The sequence below is a fragment of the Acidovorax sp. 99 genome (assembly GCF_003096455.1).
Lineage (GTDB): Bacteria > Pseudomonadota > Gammaproteobacteria > Burkholderiales > Burkholderiaceae_C > Acidovorax > Acidovorax delafieldii.
Map to the genome: position 1 here is coordinate 3,103,406 of NZ_QEKU01000001.1, position 16,121 is coordinate 3,119,526.

At 60.2% G+C, this 16,121-nt stretch carries 17 protein-coding genes and 2 tRNA genes; 10 read left to right on the forward strand and 9 right to left on the reverse strand.

What is annotated here, in order from left to right; genetic code table 11:
- Positions 1-27: 27 nt before the first annotated feature.
- The 3 genes from C8C95_RS14470 (at position 28) to C8C95_RS14480 (ending at position 1,356) form a co-directional block, all read left to right on the forward strand.
- Entirely contained in the window at positions 28-639 is a 612-nt protein-coding gene (locus tag C8C95_RS14470) for a glutathione S-transferase N-terminal domain-containing protein (RefSeq protein ID WP_005794209.1), read from the forward strand.
- A gap of 52 nt (positions 640-691) precedes the next feature.
- Positions 692-1,231, forward strand: a complete 540-nt coding sequence (locus tag C8C95_RS14475) for a ClpXP protease specificity-enhancing factor (protein WP_108498320.1) — start codon at positions 692-694, stop codon at positions 1,229-1,231.
- Between the two features lie 49 nt (positions 1,232-1,280).
- Positions 1,281-1,356 (forward strand) — tRNA-Thr (locus C8C95_RS14480).
- Positions 1,357-1,399: 43 nt separating this feature from the next.
- Here C8C95_RS14480 and C8C95_RS14485 read toward each other — a convergent pair.
- Positions 1,400-1,699, reverse strand: coding sequence for a hypothetical protein (locus C8C95_RS14485; protein WP_056060290.1), 300 nt, complete (start codon positions 1,697-1,699; stop codon positions 1,400-1,402).
- A gap of 32 nt (positions 1,700-1,731) precedes the next feature.
- Here C8C95_RS14485 and C8C95_RS14490 point away from each other — a divergent pair, with 32 nt between their 5' ends.
- The 5 genes from C8C95_RS14490 to C8C95_RS14510 all read left to right on the forward strand — a co-directional run bounded on the left by C8C95_RS14490 (position 1,732) and on the right by C8C95_RS14510 (position 8,318).
- Entirely contained in the window at positions 1,732-2,715 is a 984-nt protein-coding gene (locus C8C95_RS14490) for a M23 family metallopeptidase (protein WP_060987279.1), read from the forward strand.
- Between the two features lie 137 nt (positions 2,716-2,852).
- Positions 2,853-5,609 carry a preprotein translocase subunit SecA gene (secA, locus tag C8C95_RS14495; RefSeq protein WP_116749035.1) on the forward strand — a complete coding sequence of 919 codons (2,757 nt, stop codon included), beginning with the start codon at positions 2,853-2,855 and terminating at the stop codon, positions 5,607-5,609.
- Between the two features lie 96 nt (positions 5,610-5,705).
- Positions 5,706-6,935, forward strand: coding sequence for a bifunctional glutamate N-acetyltransferase/amino-acid acetyltransferase ArgJ (gene argJ / locus C8C95_RS14500; protein WP_116749036.1), 1,230 nt, complete (start codon positions 5,706-5,708; stop codon positions 6,933-6,935).
- Between the two features lie 62 nt (positions 6,936-6,997).
- Positions 6,998-7,870, forward strand: a complete 873-nt coding sequence (locus tag C8C95_RS14505; protein WP_116749037.1) for an ATP-binding protein — start codon at positions 6,998-7,000, stop codon at positions 7,868-7,870.
- A complete protein-coding gene (locus C8C95_RS14510; RefSeq protein ID WP_099732210.1) occupies positions 7,860-8,318 on the forward strand; it encodes an NUDIX domain-containing protein in 459 nt (152 codons plus the stop codon). Before C8C95_RS14505 ends, C8C95_RS14510 begins: the two co-directional genes overlap by 11 nt.
- A gap of 117 nt (positions 8,319-8,435) precedes the next feature.
- On the opposite strand, the gene C8C95_RS14515 is transcribed toward C8C95_RS14510, so the two are convergent.
- From C8C95_RS14515 to C8C95_RS14550, 8 genes are all read right to left on the reverse strand, one after another.
- The gene (locus tag C8C95_RS14515) at positions 8,436-8,654 is read right to left on the reverse strand and encodes a DNA gyrase inhibitor YacG (protein WP_082522383.1); all 219 of its coding nucleotides are present in this window, start codon (positions 8,652-8,654) and stop codon (positions 8,436-8,438) included.
- Between the two features lie 89 nt (positions 8,655-8,743).
- Positions 8,744-9,499, reverse strand: coding sequence for a cell division protein ZapD (gene zapD / locus C8C95_RS14520; RefSeq protein ID WP_056060302.1), 756 nt, complete (start codon positions 9,497-9,499; stop codon positions 8,744-8,746).
- 85 nt (positions 9,500-9,584) lie between these two features.
- A complete protein-coding gene (coaE, locus tag C8C95_RS14525) occupies positions 9,585-10,205 on the reverse strand; it encodes a dephospho-CoA kinase (RefSeq protein ID WP_116749038.1) in 621 nt (206 codons plus the stop codon).
- Positions 10,206-10,214: 9 nt separating this feature from the next.
- Positions 10,215-11,087, reverse strand: coding sequence for an A24 family peptidase (locus C8C95_RS14530; protein ID WP_116749039.1), 873 nt, complete (start codon positions 11,085-11,087; stop codon positions 10,215-10,217).
- Positions 11,087-12,307: a type II secretion system F family protein gene (locus tag C8C95_RS14535; protein ID WP_116749040.1), complete on the reverse strand. Its 1,221-nt coding sequence runs from the start codon at positions 12,305-12,307 to the stop codon at positions 11,087-11,089. Before C8C95_RS14535 ends, C8C95_RS14530 begins: the two co-directional genes overlap by 1 nt.
- A 20-nt stretch (positions 12,308-12,327) precedes the next feature.
- A complete protein-coding gene (gene pilB / locus C8C95_RS14540; protein WP_116749041.1) occupies positions 12,328-14,067 on the reverse strand; it encodes a type IV-A pilus assembly ATPase PilB in 1,740 nt (579 codons plus the stop codon).
- Positions 14,068-14,202: 135 nt separating this feature from the next.
- Positions 14,203-14,279 (reverse strand) — tRNA-Pro (locus tag C8C95_RS14545).
- Between the two features lie 39 nt (positions 14,280-14,318).
- Positions 14,319-15,248: a polyprenyl synthetase family protein gene (locus C8C95_RS14550; RefSeq protein WP_108498330.1), complete on the reverse strand. Its 930-nt coding sequence runs from the start codon at positions 15,246-15,248 to the stop codon at positions 14,319-14,321.
- A gap of 235 nt (positions 15,249-15,483) precedes the next feature.
- On the opposite strand from C8C95_RS14550, the gene rplU reads away from it, so the two are divergent.
- Together rplU and rpmA are read left to right on the forward strand one after the other, a co-directional pair.
- A complete protein-coding gene (rplU, locus tag C8C95_RS14555) occupies positions 15,484-15,795 on the forward strand; it encodes a 50S ribosomal protein L21 (RefSeq protein ID WP_005794184.1) in 312 nt (103 codons plus the stop codon).
- Between the two features lie 15 nt (positions 15,796-15,810).
- On the forward strand, positions 15,811-16,068 hold the full coding sequence (gene rpmA, locus C8C95_RS14560; protein ID WP_005794180.1) for a 50S ribosomal protein L27: 258 nt from the start codon (positions 15,811-15,813) through the stop codon (positions 16,066-16,068).
- The last annotated feature ends 53 nt before the right edge of the window (positions 16,069-16,121 follow it).

Consider the following 16,121-nt stretch of genomic DNA (forward strand, 5'->3'; position numbering starts at 1 on the left):
TCTTTTGATTTTTAGGAGCCTCCCACCATGATGGTGCTTTACTCGGGTACGACCTGTCCCTTCTCCCACCGCTGCCGTTTTGTTCTGTTTGAAAAAGGCATGGACTTTGAAATCCGCGATGTGGACCTGTACAACAAGCCCGAAGACATCAGCGTGATGAACCCGTACGGCCAGGTGCCGATCCTGGTCGAGCGCGACCTGATCCTGTACGAGTCGAACATCATCAATGAGTACATCGATGAGCGTTTTCCTCACCCGCAACTGATGCCTGGTGACCCGGTGGACCGCGCCCGCGTGCGCCTGTTCCTGCTCAACTTCGAGAAGGAATTGTTCGTGCATGTGAACACGCTCGAATCGCGTGCGACCAAGGGCAATGAGAAAGCGTTGGAAAAGGCGCGCGCCCACATCCGTGACCGCCTGACGCAGCTGGCCCCGGTGTTCCTCAAGAACAAGTACATGCTGGGCGACAACTTCTCGATGCTGGACGTGGCCATCGCGCCGCTGCTGTGGCGCCTCGACTACTACGGCATTGATCTGTCCAAGAATGCGGCCCCGCTGCTCAAGTACGCTGAGCGCATCTTCTCGCGCCCGGCTTACATTGAAGCGCTGACGCCGTCCGAAAAGGTCATGCGCAAGTAAGCAGCGGCCTGCAGACTTCCCTCTTTCCATAGCAGCTGTAGTACCGCCATCCATGACCGCACAGGAATCGACCTCCACGCGCCCCTATCTCATTCGCGCCCTGTACGAATGGTGTACCGACAACGGGCTCACGCCTTACGTGGCGGTGCGTGTGGACGACTCCGTGCAGGTGCCGCGCGAGTATGTGAAGGATGGCGAGATCGTTCTGAACATCAGTTTTGATGCGACCAGCGCGCTGCAACTGGGCAATGAATTCATTGAGTTCAAGGCGCGTTTTGGTGGTAAGCCTCGCGAAATTCTGGTGCCGGTCGGGCGTGTGATCGCTATCTATGCCCGTGAGAACGGTCAAGGTATGGCGTTCCCGCCACCGGTGGATCTGTTGACTTCTGCGGAGGGTGCTCCCTCTGCACTGTCTGCTGCTGCGTCCCCCGCGCCGGTGCAAACAGAAGAGGCGACTGCTGCCGTGCCTGCCGAAGACCGTGTGGTGCAGCTGGTGGGTGTGGAAGATGGCCACAAGGATGATGGGGGCGACGCTCCTCGGCCGCCGCCTGCTCAAGGTGGAGCACGCCCCTCGCTGAAGCGCATCAAATAGCTGCAGTTTCAAATTTCGGGCGGTTTTTACAGGATAAAATACTGCCTTCGCCGGTTTAGCTCAGTTGGTAGAGCACCCGCCTTGTAAGCGGTAGGTCGTCAGTTCGATTCCGACAACCGGCACCATTTCTCTTGCTTTTTGCATTCCCTGGCACTGACGCCCTGGCCGTCAGGTTTGAACTTTCAGGCGAATCGCGTTAACCTCCCACCCCCGACTGCGCAGATGCGCCTGCAAAGCAGGCAGCAGTTGGCGTATTTTTGCCGCCGCAGCATTGCTCTTGACCAGCAGGCACCAGCTGTCCCCGTCAATGGGGCCTGCCTGAACCGCTGGGCGCAACGCGGCGGGAATCAGCAATTCAATGGCCTTGAGCCGATCACTGGAGTCGCGTGTCAGCGCTGTAAGCTTTGCCAGCGTGGGGGATTCCTCGCTGGCTTGCTGCAGGGTGACGGCGTAGTGGCGGCGATTCATGGTGTGGCGTCTTCGGGCGTGGAGTATTGGCAGTGCATTTGATTATCACGGACGCCAGACTGGCGCGCAGCCGGGCCATTCATTTGTCTGGCACGCGCTTGGTCCTGGCGGGGCTTGCTGTGTCGCTGTGCCTGATGGTGGTGGCTGCAGGGCTCTACCACTGGGTTTTTCTGAAAGGGGCGCGTGAAGGGTGGCCTATCGTGGGCTCGCTGGTGCGCCTTGTGGTCAAGGATGAGTTTGCCGAGCGTGACCGATTCATGCGCGCCAACCTGGACGCCATGGCCCGGCGCGTGGGTGAAATGCAGGCGCGCATGGTGCAGCTGGAGTCCCTGGGGGACCGTGTGTTGGGTTTGGCAGGCATGGCGCCTGCGGACATCCCGAAGCAGGATGCGCGCGGTGGGGCCCTGGTCAGTGCTCGCAATCTGTCGATGGAAGAATTGCAGGCCACGCTGGACGATCTGGAACGCCTGACCAACCAGCGTGTGGATCTAATGACGGTGCTGGAGTCCCGTCTGTTTGATCAGCACATCCGCAAGAAGATGATCCCGACCCATGCGCCCGTCACGGGGCGCGTGGCAGGTTCGGGATTTGGCTGGCGGGTCGATCCCATCACGGGGCAGTCGGCCTTGCACACGGGGCTGGATTTCCAGGCAGATACTGGAACGCCGATCCTGGCGGCCGCCGGGGGCGTGGTCGTGACCCAGGAATACCACCCCGCTTACGGCAACATGATCGAGGTGGACCATGGCAACCAGCTGGTGACACGCTATGCCCATGCGTCGCGCGTCCTGGTCAAACAAGGCGATATCGTGCGCCGCGGGCAAAAGATTGCAGAGATTGGCACCACCGGTCGCTCCACGGGCCCCCATCTGCACTTTGAGGTGCTGGTGCAGGGGGTTTTCCAGGACCCGCAGAAGTTTCTGAATGCGGGCGGTACGGCCACCGGGGCGCAGGTCGCCGCCGTTCAGCCCTCCCCGTTGGCGGGACAGCCGGCTACCCCGGCAACGGGCAGGTAAAATCGCGGGTCCGGCGTTCTCTGCCCGCCGTTGCAATGCTTGCAATACCGGTCGCAGGACCCATCTGAACTCAATTCATCTTAGGGATTTCGGTCGCCTGACGCGCTGATGGCAGCGGGACAGGCGGTCCTGTTCGCATGGCCACCAACTTCCTCACCAAAATATTCGGCAGCCGCAATGACCGGCTTCTCAAGCAGTACCGCAAGACGGTGAACCGCATCAATGCGATGGAGCCTGAGTACGAGAAGCTGTCGGACGAGCAGCTCCGGGCCAAGACGCAGGAGTTCAAGGACCGCGTGGCCAAGGGCGAGTCGCTGGACAGCATCCTTCCCGAGGCGTTTGCCGTGGTGCGCGAGGGCTCCAAGCGCATCATGAAGATGCGGCACTTTGATGTGCAGCTGCTGGGTGGCATGGCGCTGCACTTCGGCAAGATCGCCGAAATGCGCACCGGCGAAGGCAAGACCCTGACAGCCACGCTGCCGGTGTACCTCAATGCCCTCTCGGGCAAGGGCGTGCATGTGGTGACGGTGAATGACTACCTCGCCAACCGCGACGCGCAGTGGATGGGGCGCCTGTATAACTTCCTGGGCCTCACCGTGGGTATCAACCTGCCCAACATGCCCCGTGAAGAAAAGCAGGCTGCGTACCGTGCCGACATCACCTATGGCACCAACAACGAATACGGCTTTGACTACCTGCGCGACAACATGGTCTACGAAGCGCAGGACCGCGTGCAACACGGGCTGAACTACGCCATCGTGGACGAGGTGGACTCCATCCTGATCGATGAGGCCCGCACGCCGCTCATCATCAGCGGCCAGGCCGAAGACCACACGGCGATGTACATCGCCATGAACAAGGTGGTGCCCCTGTTGGTGCGCCAAGAGGGAGAAGCCGACCCCCGCACGGGTGAGGGCGTGACCAAGCCCGGCGACTTCACGCTAGACGAAAAAACCCACCAGGTGTTCCTGACCGAGCAAGGCCACGAGACGGCCGAACGCATTCTGGCCTCGCATGGCCTGATCGCCGAAGGCGCATCGGTGTATGACCCGGCCAATATCACGCTGATGCACCACCTGTATGCGGCGCTGCGGGCCAACCACCTGTACCACCGCGATCAGCACTACGTGGTGCAAAACGGCGAGATCGTGATCGTGGACGAGTTCACCGGCCGCCTGATGTCGGGCCGCCGCTGGAGTGAAGGTCTGCACCAGGCCGTGGAAGCCAAGGAAGGCGTGAACATCCAGGCCGAGAACCAGACACTGGCCTCCATCACGTTCCAGAACTATTTCCGCCTGTACAACAAGCTCGCCGGCATGACGGGTACGGCCGATACCGAAGCCTACGAGTTCCAGGAAATCTATGGCCTGGAAACCACGGTCATCCCACCCAACCGGCCCAGCAAGCGCGACGACCAGCTGGACCGCGTCTACAAGACCACGCGCGAGAAGTACGAAGCCGCCATCAAGGACATTCGCGAATGCCATGAGCGCGGCCAGCCCGTGCTGGTGGGCACGACGTCGATCGAGAACTCCGAGATCATCGACCAGCTGCTGAACAAGGAAGGCCTGCCCCACCAGGTGCTCAATGCCAAGCAGCACGCCCGTGAGGCCGACATCGTGGCCCAGGCGGGGCGCGAGGGCATGATCACCATCGCCACCAACATGGCTGGTCGTGGTACCGACATCGTGCTGGGCGGCAACATCGAGAAGGATGTGGCGGCCATCGAGGCCGATGAATCCCTGTCCGAGTCCGAGCGCGCCGCCAAGGTGGCCGCGCTGCGCGAGCAGTGGAAGGTGGACCACGAGAAGGTCAAGGCCTTGGGTGGCCTGCGCATCATCGCCACCGAGCGCCATGAGTCTCGCCGCATCGACAACCAGCTGCGTGGCCGTTCGGGCCGCCAGGGCGACCCAGGATCGTCGCGTTTCTATCTGAGCCTTGACGATTCGCTGATGCGCATCTTCGCGGGCGACCGCGTCAAGGCGATCATGGACCGCCTGAAGATGCCCGATGGCGAAGCCATTGAAGCTGGCATCGTGACCCGCAGCATCGAGTCGGCCCAGCGCAAGGTGGAGGCCCGCAACTTCGACATCCGCAAGCAGTTGCTGGAGTACGACGACGTGGCCAACGATCAGCGCAAGGTGATCTACCAGCAGCGCAACGACATCCTGGACGCGTCTGACCTGTCGGATGTGATTGCGGCCATGCGCGAAGACTGCATGACCGATCTGGTGCGCCAGTACGTGCCTGCCGAATCGGTGGAAGAGCAGTGGGATCTGGCCGCGCTGGAAAAGGCGCTCGCAGAAGAATGGCAGGTGCCAATCGCGCTGCAGCAGGAAGTGCAGGGCGCCAATGCGATCACCGACGACGAGATCCTGGACAAGGTCTTGCAGGCCGCGCACGCTGCCTTCAATGCCAAGGTCGAGCAGGTGGGCCGCGAAAACTTCACGCAGTTTGAGCGTGTGGTGCTGCTGCAGAACTTTGACTCCAACTGGCGCGATCACCTTAGCGCACTTGACTACCTGCGCCAGGGCATCCATCTGCGCGGCTATGCGCAAAAGCAGCCCAAGCAGGAGTACAAGCGCGAGGCCTTCGAGCTGTTCCGCCAGCTCATCGACCAGGTCAAGAACGAGGTCACCAAGATCCTCATGACCGTGCAGGTGCAGTCGCAGGCGCAGCTCGACCAGGCCGCGCAAGACATGGAACAGCGCGCCGAGAGCATTGCCAACGTGACCTATACCGCACCCACCGAAACTGGCGAGGTGGAGACCACGGTGGATGCACAGACCGTGGCCCAGCAAGGGCTGCCCGAAGGTATGCGTGTGGGCCGCAACGACCCCTGTCCCTGTGGCAGCGGCAAGAAATACAAGCAGTGCCACGGCAAGCTGGCTTGATTTCCTGATCCAGACAACACGGGCTTCGGCCCGTGTTTTCATTGGCGCGCCACGGTTTTCCGGATAATCGGCCGCAGTTTTTTGAGAAAGACCTTCATGCCCGTCAATCTAGTCGCCCCCGTTGCTGCCGATCTGCACCCCATCGCGGGCGTGCGCATCGGTGTTGCCGAAGCCGGTGTCCGCAAGGCCCACCGCAAGGACCTCACCGTGTTCCTGCTGGACGAGGGCGCCAGCGTGGCTGGCGTGTTCACGCAGAACCGCTTTTGCGCAGCGCCGGTGCAGATCAGCCGTGAGCATTTGAGCAGCGGCCAGCCCATTCGCGCCATGGTCATCAACACGGGCAACGCCAATGCAGGTACCGGGGCTGACGGCCTGGCGCGTGCGCGCTCCACCTGCATTGCGCTCGCTCGTCAGCTGAGCGTGGCGCCCGAGCAGATCCTGCCGTTCTCGACCGGCGTGATCATGGAGCCGCTGCCCAACGACCGCATCGAAGCGGGACTGCCCGCCGCCATCGCCGATGCGCAGCCCGGCCACTGGGCCCGTGCCGCCGAGGGCATCATGACCACCGACACACTGCCCAAGGCGTTCTCTGCGCAGGTGCAGATCGGTGGCGCTACGGTGTCCATCACGGGCATCAGCAAGGGCGCGGGCATGATCCGCCCCAACATGGCCACCATGCTGGGCTTCCTGGCCACGGACGCTTGCGTGGCGCCCGCCGTCATGCAGCAACTGGCGCGTGATCTGGCTGACGGCTCTTTCAATCGCGTCACCATTGACGGTGACACATCGACCAACGATTCGTTCGTGGTCGTTGCCACCAACAAGGCAGCGCATGCGCCCGTGACCTCGCTCGACAGCGCGGACGGCCGGGCCCTCAAGGCTGCGATGCTCTCGGTGTCACAAAAGCTGGCGCAGGCCATCGTGCGGGACGGCGAGGGGGCGACCAAGTTCATCTCAGTGCGGGTCGAAGGCGGCAAGACTGGCGACGAGTGCCGCAAGGTGGCCTACGCCATTGCCCATTCGCCGTTGGTCAAGACGGCCTTTTTTGCCAGCGACCCCAACCTGGGCCGCATCCTGGCCGCCGTGGGCTACGCCGGCATTGAAGACCTGGACCAGACCGGCATCGACCTGTACCTGGACGATGTGCATGTGGCGCTGCAAGGGGGGCGCAATCCTGCCTATCGCGAAGAAGACGGCCAGCGGGTGATGAAGCAGAGCGAGATCACCGTGAGGGTGCTACTGGGGCGCGGTACCGCAGCGGACACGGTGTGGACCTGCGACTTCAGCCACGAGTACGTGACCATCAACGCCGACTACCGCTCGTGAGTTGGGTTTTGCTATCTTTGTGATAGCTGTTGAGGCATATTCCACTAGCGCATGTCGCCACAATGAACGAAAAATTTGAACGCTTGGTCGAACGTGCCGAGCAGCTCATGGCCCGCATCGAGTCGGTGCTGCCCCAGCCGCTGGGAGCACCCGACTGGTCCGCATCCATTGCCTGGCGCTACCGCAAGCGCAGCAGTGGGCATGGCACGCTGGAACCCGTGCGCCACGTGGGGGCGATGCGGCTGGCAGACCTCAAGGAAATCGATCCGCAAAAAGAAAAGATCGAGCGCAATACGCAGCAGTTTGTGCAGGGCAAGCCCGCCAACAACGTGCTGCTGACTGGCGCGCGTGGTACCGGCAAGTCGTCGCTGATCAAGGCCTGCTTGAACGCTTACGCAGCCGAAGGCCTGCGCCTGATTGAAGTGGACAAGGCCGACCTGACCGACCTGCCGGACATCGTGGACGTGGTGTCTGACCGGCCCGAGAAATTCATCGTCTTCTGCGACGACCTGAGTTTTGAGGACGGCGAGCCAGGCTACAAGGCGCTCAAGTCGATCCTGGACGGCTCGGTGGCGGCCGCCACACCGAACGTGCTGATCTACGCCACCAGCAACCGGCGCCACCTGCTGCCGGAGTACATGGCCGACAACCTCACGTACACCCACACCGAAGACGGCGAGGTGCACCCGGGCGAGGTGGTGGAGGAGAAGATTTCGCTGTCGGAGCGTTTTGGCCTGTGGGTCAGCTTCTACCCGTTCAGCCAGCAGGAGTACCTGACCATCGTGGCGCAGTGGTTGTCGTCGTTCGGTGTGCCCGCGCAGGCCATTGAGGAGGCGCGGCCTGAGGCCCTGGTCTGGGCGCTGGAGCGTGGCTCGCGCAGCGGCCGTGTGGCGTACCAGTTTGCGCGTGACTATGCGGGGCGACATGGCGGCTGAACATCTCGCTCCAGACAGCGTCCCGGCCACTGCCGAACGCAAACACACCGAAGTGGCCGTGGGCATCCTGCTGCGCGCAGACGGCGCGATGCTGCTGTCCACCCGCCCGCCGGGCAAGCCCTACGCGGGGTACTGGGAGTTTCCGGGTGGCAAGCTGGAGGCGGGCGAGACCGTGGAGCAGGCGCTGCGCCGCGAACTGATCGAGGAGCTGGGCGTGACCATCGGCCCGGCCAGCGTCTGGAAAGTGACCGAACACGATTACCCCCACGCACTGGTGCGGCTGCACTGGTGCAAGGTCTGGGAGTGGACTGGCGAATTCGAGATGCGTGAAGGCCAGGCCATGGCCTGGCAGCAAATGCCGATCACGGTGTCCCCGGTGCTGCCCGGTGCCTATCCGGTGTTGCAATGGCTGGCTGAGGAGCGGGGTCTGCAGTCCGCGGTGGAGTGAGACTCCCGCCTGTGTGGGACTGATTTGCTATTGAATTAGTAGCTCCTCAGGCATACAGCACTAGCGCTACCGCTGGTTTTTGGCGAAATCGCTCTTGAATGGCGCCTATGACCTTGGTCAATGCTGCTGGCGCGGGTCGCCATGGGGGGCGTCGTCTGGCGGCGCTTCGGTGGGCATGCGAAAGCTTTCGCTGGCCCACGCGCCAAGGTCTATCTGCTTGCAACGCTCGCTGCAAAACGGACGGTACACATTCGCGGCGCTGTACACGCTATCTCCGCCGCAGCTGGGGCAGGTGACGATGCGTGCCTGCGAGGAAGGGGCTGGGGAGTGGGGCATCCTGGGGTGATCCTCTTGCTCAAGTCGACCCGCCCGATCTTTAGCGGGCTTTGGCGCGATTCAGTCTCTGGGCTTGGGCTGGCTAAGGCCTACGCGCACAGGGTCAGTTCAAACGCCGCATCTTCGTTGCAGGCGTGCAGGCGTCCATCGCCTTCCAGCCGCATGAGCCGCACCGAGACAATCAAACGGTTGCCACTGATTTCCGGGATCAGGTTCAGCGCTGGGTCGATGCGAAGCCGCAGCAGCTGGAAGGTGCGGCCCTGGGGCAGATTCTGCTGAAACTGTCCGCGCTCTGCAGCGACCTTTTGGGGCACGCCTGAATCGCGCAGCAGCTTGAGCAGCACATAGATCGACTCGGCGAGGGGCGCCAACGTGGAGGCCCATTCCTCCAGGGCCTGCTGACGCACCGCCGGGGGGTGGTGTTGCCACGCGTAATAGGCTGGCAGGTCAAAGCCACAGGTTCCGCCCGGAATGCCGATGCGGCTACGAATGCTCATCAGCCAGTCGTTTTCCGTCAGTGCATGGCCCGACTTGCCGCTTTGGGTGTTGAGTGCCACGAAGCACCGGTCCAACTGGCTGATCACCGCGTCCAGTGCGGCTTCAGAAATGGAGGGGTTGCCTCGGTACGTGTCGAGCTGGTGCTTGTGCTTTTCGATGTCCTTGAGCACATCCGACTTCAGATCGGCCCGGGCGGCCACATCCATGATCTCGAAAATCGTCACCAAGGCGAAATGGTGGTCCAGCGCGTGAGGCCGGGGGATCAACTCCCCCAAGCGGCGGAACAGCTGCTCCAGCCGCAGATAGGTTCTGAGACGCTCGTTAAAGGGGTATTCGTAAAGGATCACGCTGGCGGGTTCCTGGAGGCTCAGGGAGTATTCTGACGCCGGTGGCGCACGGCATGGGGTGAAAGCACAAACGGTTTCGTACGCATCATAGCCCGAACAGTGTGGCCACTTGCCGCACCTCAGCCTGTAACTGCTCCAGGGAGCAATGTGCTTCGTTGGCAATCACCACATCGGCCACCGCCCTGCGCGCTGGGCGCGTAGCTTGTGAGGCGATGATGCCTTGCACAGCTTCGGCAGAGAGACCGCTGCGCTGCATGACTCGCGCTATCTGGGTCTGCTCTGTGCAGTCCACCACGACCACGGCGTCGAGCTGGCGCGCCCACCGCCCGGACTCCGTCAGCAGCGGGATGTCGTGCACGATCCATCGGCAGCCAGACTGTATGGCCTGTTGAATCCGTTGCTGGCTTTGCAAGGCCACCAAGGGGTGCACGATGGCCTCCAGTTGGCTGCGCGCCTGCGGTTCACTGAAGGCCAGTTGCCTCATGCGCGCACGATCCAGCGCACCCGATGCATCAACATATGCTTCACCAAAGGTAGTTCGAATGGCAGGCATGGCCGCACCGCCCGGCCCAGTCACCTCCCGGGAGATCTGGTCGGCGTCGATGAGGCTTGCACCCAAGGACGCCATCATCTGGCCTACGGTGCTCTTGCCGCTACCGATGCCGCCGGTCAGACCCAGGCGCAAGGGCTGTCGGTGGGTTGCCATGAGAGTTCGTCAGAGCCCCAGAAGACCGAGCACTGTACCCAAAATGGCGTTGGGGCCGAACACCATCGCGGTGAGCCCTGCACCCACCAGGAAGGGGCCGAACGGAATGTAGCCACCCTCACGCAAGCTGCTGAGAGTTTTCATTGCGATCCCGATGATGGCGCCAATCACCGAAGACATCAAAATGATCGGCACCAGCGCCTGCCAGCCAAACCATGCGCCCAATGCTGCAAACAGCTTGAAGTCGCCGTAGCCCATGCCTTCTTTGCCTGTCGCCAACTTGAAGCCCCAGTAGACCAGCCAGAGCGACAGGTACCCTGCCGCAGCGCCCATGACGGAAGCAAACAACGGTACGTTCGTCCATTGCAGGGCGGACGCCAGCAACCCTGCCCAGAGCAAAGGCAAGGTGATGTCATCGGGCAAAAGCGTGGTGTCCCAGTCAATGAACGCCAGAGCAATCAGGGCCGCCGAAAAGCCGCACCATGCCAACCCCGCAGGCGTTGCGCCCCAGCGGTGGATACAGAAAAAGAACAGCGCTCCCGTTGCCAGTTCGACCATCGGGTAGCGGGGACTGATGCGTGTTTTGCAGGACGAGCACCGTCCGCACAAAAACAGATAACTTAAGACAGGAATGTTTTCATGCCAGCGCACCACATGCCCACAAGCCGGGCAGCGGGACCGAGGTGTCATGAGGTTAAAGGTGGGCTGCGTGTCCTCGGGCAGCTCTTTGCCCTGGTTGGATGCCTCGACTTGCGCGAGCTCTGCCGCCCACTGCCTCTCCATCATTTTGGGAAGGCGGTAAATAACTACATTCAGAAAACTGCCGAAAAGCAACCCAATCACGCCGCCGAAAACGGCGTCCCACCACGCGTCCAACACCATTACACGACCTGACCGAGCTTGAAGATGGGGAGATACATCGATACCACGATACCGCCGATGAGTGTGCCCAGAAACACGATGATGATGGGCTCCATCAGGCTGGACAGGCCAGCCACCATGTCATCCACCTCGGCTTCATAGAAGTCGGCAGCCTTGCCAAGCATGTGGTCGATAGAGCCAGATTCTTCGCCAATCGCGCACATCTGCAGCACCATGGAGGGAAAAATATTGGCATTGCCCATGGCTGCGGTGAGGCTGGTGCCTGTAGAGACTTCCTGCTGGATCTTGTCCGTCGCCAGGGAATACACCGAATTACCTGCAGCTCCGCCCACTGAATCAAGGGCCTCCACCAAGGGTACACCCGCCGCGAACATGGTAGACAACGTCCGGGTCCAGCGTGCGACACAGGATTTGTCGATCAGGGCACCAAACACGGGCATCCGCAACAGAAGCCGGTCCATGAACATCTGCATCTTTTCATTGCGGCGCCATGCCTGCATGAAAAAGAAAAAGCCTCCACCGATGACGCCAAATATCAGCCACCACCATTTGACAAATACCTCGCTGATGGCCATAACAAAAAGTGTGGGGGCTGGGAGATCGGCTCCGAAAGACGTGAAGACCTCCTTGAACGCTGGAATGACGAAAATCATGATGACCGTCACCACCACGAAAGCCACAATCACCACGGAAATGGGGTACATGAGGGCCGACTTGATCTTCGATTTGATCGCCTCGGTTTTCTCCATGTATGTGGCCAGCCGATCCAGCAGGGCTTCCAAAATACCCGCGGCCTCGCCCGCCTCAACTAAGTTGCAATATAGGCTGTCAAAGTACATCGGGTACTTTCTGAATGCCCCGTTGAGAGATGTTCCAGTCTCGATATCGGACCGAACATCATTGAGCAGTTTGGTGACGCTAGCATTGGTATTGCCACGACCGACAATATCGAAAGCCTGCAACAGCGGGACTCCAGCCTTCATCATAGTCGCCAGCTGACGCGTAAACAGCGCTATGTCCTTGGGCTTGATTTTTTTGCCCGAACGCATGCGGCGCTTCTTGATTTTGGTAGGGAAAACCCCTTGGCGACGCAGCGTCGCCTGAACCTGATTTTCTCCACCGGCACGGATTTCGCCTCTGACAATTTTTCCGTTGCGGTCTTTGCCCTCCCACTCGAAGACAAAATCTTTGATATCTTTAGCTGATGCTGCGGTCGCCATGATGCCCTCGTCCGTGGATGCTATTCGTTGGTGACGGCCAGAACTTCCTCTAGAGAAGTGAGGCCCAGTTTGGCTTTGTAAAGCCCGGATTCGCGCAGCGAACGAACACCTTCATTGCGTGCCTGCTCTGCAATTTCCAATGCGCTCCCGTCGCGCAAAATGATGCGCTGGATCTCCTCGGAAATAGGCATTACTTGATAGATGCCGAGTCGGCCCTTGTAGCCGTTATTGCAGGCCGAGCAACCCACTGGTCGATAGGTCACCCAGGAACCATCAATCTCGTGTTCTTCGTATCCCGCATCCACCAAAGCCTCATGGGGGATATCGGCGGGAACCTTGCACACGGGGCACAATCGGCGCGCCAAACGTTGCGCCGTGATCAAAATCACGCTGGAAGCGATGTTGAACGGCGCTATACCCATGTTGCGCATCCGCGTGAGCGTCGTGGGCGCGTCGTTCGTGTGCAGCGTGGAAAGCACCAAGTGACCTGTCTGCGCCGCCTTGATGGAAATATCTGCAGTTTCCAGATCCCGGATTTCACCCACCATGATGATGTCGGGATCCTGGCGCAGAAACGACTTCAGCGCTACGGCAAAGGTCAGGCCGGCCTTTTCATTCACGTTGACTTGGTTGACGCCCGGCAAGTTGATTTCAGAGGGGTCTTCGGCCGTCGCAATATTGACCCCAGGTTTGTTCAGCAGATTCAGACAGGTGTACAAGGACACCGTCTTGCCAGAGCCTGTAGGGCCGGTGACCAGGATCATTCCGTAAGGACGACCAATCGCCTGGAGCAATCGTTCCTTCTCCACGGGTTCATAGCCAAGCGCATCGATCCCGAGCTTGGCGCTGCTCGGATCCAAAATACGGATCACGATTTTTTCGCCAAACAGGGTGGGCAAAGTGCTTACCCGAAAATCGATCACGCGATCCGGCCCCACCTTGAGCTTCATGCGACCATCTTGGGGAACGCGCTTCTCGGAAATATCCAGGCGCGAAATCACCTTGATACGGGACGCGAGCTTGTCCTTGATGGCGATCGGTGGGGAGGCTATTTCGCGCAGCTCTCCGTCAATACGGAAACGGACGCGGTATTGGTGTTCGTAAGGCTCAAAATGCAAATCGGAGGCGCGCATATTGAAGGCATCGAGCAGCATTTTGTGCAGGAACTTGACGATAGGTGCATCTTCAACTTCCGTTGTTCCTGTATCCGCTTCTTCAGGCGCATCTTCAATAGAGACGTCATCGAAAGCGAAGTCACCTCCTCCGCTGATTAGCGTATCCATGGATTCGCTGGCGGATTTGGTGGTGGCTTCTACGAGCCGGCTGAGTTTGTCATATTCCGCAATAATCCAATCCACACCCATTTGGGTGGTGAATTTGATTTTCTCTGCAGCTTCTTGGTCAGTCGGATCGGCTGTTGCGACGATCAGCCGGTTGTTGCGCTTGCTCAGGACCACCACGCGATATGCTTGGCATATCTTGTTATCAAGGAGCTCCTTCGGCAGGCGCAAAGGATCAATGGCGTCCAAGTCGAGCAGGGGGGCACCGAAAACCGCAGATACCGTGTGCGCCAGATCCGCTGCAGAAACAGCTCCAGAGCCCGTCAGCTCGGCAATGAAACTAGTACGGCTTATTTGTGATTTTTTGTAAATGTCTTCTGCTGACTTCTGAGTCAGCTTGCCCGCAGACATCAGGGCGCGGCCGAGCCCGGGCAGGGCTACTGCAGAGGCTTCTTTGAGGGCAGTATCAACAGCGGCCATGTAACCGGAAATGTGTTAGGTGTGGAAAAGAAACCATCCTATCATCACCGATCAACCATGGGCTGTACAGCGGCGCATATTGGCAACGGCGCCACAAACGGGTGGGATTTTGGTAGGTGACCATACTGCGATATATGGTCGGGGTGAGAGGATTCGAACCTCCGGCCTCTACGTCCCGAACGTAGCGCTCTACCAGGCTAAGCTACACCCCGCAGCTTGTAAAAGCACCCGCGAGTGATCTGGTGCGTCTTTTAATTTCGCCGCCCCAGCAATTGGGCTGCCAATTCTAGCAAACCCTCCGAATAGGCATTCGCGGGTAATAGTCGGGCGGCAGCCATGGCGCGGTGCGCTTCAGCGAAGGCTGCGGCGCGGGTAACGTCCAGGGCGCCTGTCGAGCGGACGATGCTCACGACTTCTTCTAATCGTTCGGTCGAACCTTGTTCGATGGCTTGGCGAACGATTTCCGCCTGGCTTGGGGTGCCTCGTTCCATGGCGGCGATCAGGGGGAGGGTGGATTTGCCTTCTCTCAAGTCGTCACCCAGATTTTTGCCCATCTCGGCAGTGTCGCCGTCGTAGTCCAGCACATCGTCAATGATCTGGAATGCTGTACCCAGTGCCTGCCCGTAAGTTGCGCATGCCTCTTCCACATCGGGGGGGCTGTTGGCCAGGATGGCGCCGAGGCGGGCGCTGGCTTCAAAAAGTTTGGCTGTTTTGGAGCGGATGACACGCAGATAGCCCGCTTCATCCAGTGAGGCGTCGTGCATGTTCATCAGCTGGAGCACTTCGCCTTCTGCAATCACGTTCGTGGCCTCGGAGAGGATTTCCATGATGCGCATGCTTCCAGCCTCGACCATCATCTGGAATGACCGTGTGTGCAGAAAGTCGCCCACGAGAACACTGGCAGGGTTGCCAAAGGTTTCGTTGGCTGTGGGGCGGCCACGGCGCAGGGTGGATGCATCCACCACATCGTCATGCAGCAGTGTTGCGGTGTGAATCAACTCGACCACTGCCGCCAGGCTGTGTCGATGTGTGCCACGGTAGCCCAAGGCTCCGCACACCATCAGCAGCAGAGCGGGGCGCAGACGCTTGCCGCCAGCTGCAATGATGTATTGCGAGATCTGCGCCACCAGGGGGACACTCGATGTCAAGCGCTGACCGATGACCTTGTCGACCTCGTGCATGTCTTGTGCAACGAGCGTGAGGGGGGAAGCTGCGGGGGCGGTATGGTCAGTCAAGATGGTGGTCACAGAAAGTGCCCGAATTATAGGAAGGCCCGCCACATGCCTGACGAGTGCGGTGGCGTGTTGGTCACGCCGAATTGACTGATGCGCGTGGTGCTGGCGAGGTGATGCCAGATGCGCTATACTCGCGGGCTCTGCGGAAATTCGTCTGCAGAACTCATATCAAGAGGTCAACATGTACGCGGTCATAAAAACCGGCGGCAAGCAGTATCGCGTTGCTTCCGGCGAAAAAATTAAAGTAGAACAGATTGCTGCGGACGTAGGCCAGGAAATTGTGATCGACCAGGTTCTGGCTGTCGGCAACGGCGCTGAACTGAAGGTTGGTACGCCCCTGGTGTCCGGCGCAACCGTGAAAGCCACTGTCGTGGCCCACGGCAAGCACGACAAAGTGCACATCTTCAAGATGCGCCGTCGCAAGCACTATCAAAAACGCCAAGGCCATCGCCAGCAGTTCACTGAGCTGCAAATCGGTGCGATTGCTGCTTAATCGAAGGAGCTAGTCATGGCACAGAAAAAAGGCGGCGGCTCTACGCGAAACGGGCGTGACTCCAAGCCAAAGATGCTGGGTGTCAAGGCCTTCGGTGGTGAACTGATCAGCGCTGGTTCGATCATCGTGCGCCAGCGTGGCACACGTTTCCACCCCGGCACCAATGTCGGCGTTGGCAAGGATCACACCTTGTTTGCCCTGGTGGACGGCCACGTGTCGTTCGGTACCAAGGGTGCATTGTCCAAGTCCACGGTCAATGTGACTCCCGCCTGAGGATTACTCCTCCGGCAACCATCGAAGCCCCGCTTTGTCGGGGCTTTGTTGTT

What these genes read in the sequence shown, in the direction of transcription:
- C8C95_RS14535 (WP_116749040.1), bottom strand. Translation starts at nt 12,307, where the DNA reads ATGGCGACCGCAGCATCAGCTAAAGATATCAAAGATTTTGTCTTCGAG.
- C8C95_RS14505 (WP_116749037.1), top strand. Translation starts at nt 6,998, where the DNA reads ATGAACGAAAAATTTGAACGCTTGGTCGAACGTGCCGAGCAGCTCATG.
- C8C95_RS14510 (WP_099732210.1), top strand. Translation starts at nt 7,860, where the DNA reads ATGGCGGCTGAACATCTCGCTCCAGACAGCGTCCCGGCCACTGCCGAA.
- rpmA (WP_005794180.1), top strand. Translation starts at nt 15,811, where the DNA reads ATGGCACAGAAAAAAGGCGGCGGCTCTACGCGAAACGGGCGTGACTCC.
- rplU (WP_005794184.1), top strand. Translation starts at nt 15,484, where the DNA reads ATGTACGCGGTCATAAAAACCGGCGGCAAGCAGTATCGCGTTGCTTCC.
- C8C95_RS14485 (WP_056060290.1), bottom strand. Translation starts at nt 1,699, where the DNA reads ATGAATCGCCGCCACTACGCCGTCACCCTGCAGCAAGCCAGCGAGGAA.
- C8C95_RS14475 (WP_108498320.1), top strand. Translation starts at nt 692, where the DNA reads ATGACCGCACAGGAATCGACCTCCACGCGCCCCTATCTCATTCGCGCC.
- pilB (WP_116749041.1), bottom strand. Translation starts at nt 14,067, where the DNA reads ATGGCCGCTGTTGATACTGCCCTCAAAGAAGCCTCTGCAGTAGCCCTG.
- argJ (WP_116749036.1), top strand. Translation starts at nt 5,706, where the DNA reads ATGCCCGTCAATCTAGTCGCCCCCGTTGCTGCCGATCTGCACCCCATC.
- secA (WP_116749035.1), top strand. Translation starts at nt 2,853, where the DNA reads ATGGCCACCAACTTCCTCACCAAAATATTCGGCAGCCGCAATGACCGG.
- C8C95_RS14470 (WP_005794209.1), top strand. Translation starts at nt 28, where the DNA reads ATGATGGTGCTTTACTCGGGTACGACCTGTCCCTTCTCCCACCGCTGC.
- coaE (WP_116749038.1), bottom strand. Translation starts at nt 10,205, where the DNA reads ATGGCAACCCACCGACAGCCCTTGCGCCTGGGTCTGACCGGCGGCATC.
- C8C95_RS14515 (WP_082522383.1), bottom strand. Translation starts at nt 8,654, where the DNA reads ATGCCCCACTCCCCAGCCCCTTCCTCGCAGGCACGCATCGTCACCTGC.
- C8C95_RS14550 (WP_108498330.1), bottom strand. Translation starts at nt 15,248, where the DNA reads ATGCACGAGGTCGACAAGGTCATCGGTCAGCGCTTGACATCGAGTGTC.
- C8C95_RS14530 (WP_116749039.1), bottom strand. Translation starts at nt 11,087, where the DNA reads ATGGTGTTGGACGCGTGGTGGGACGCCGTTTTCGGCGGCGTGATTGGG.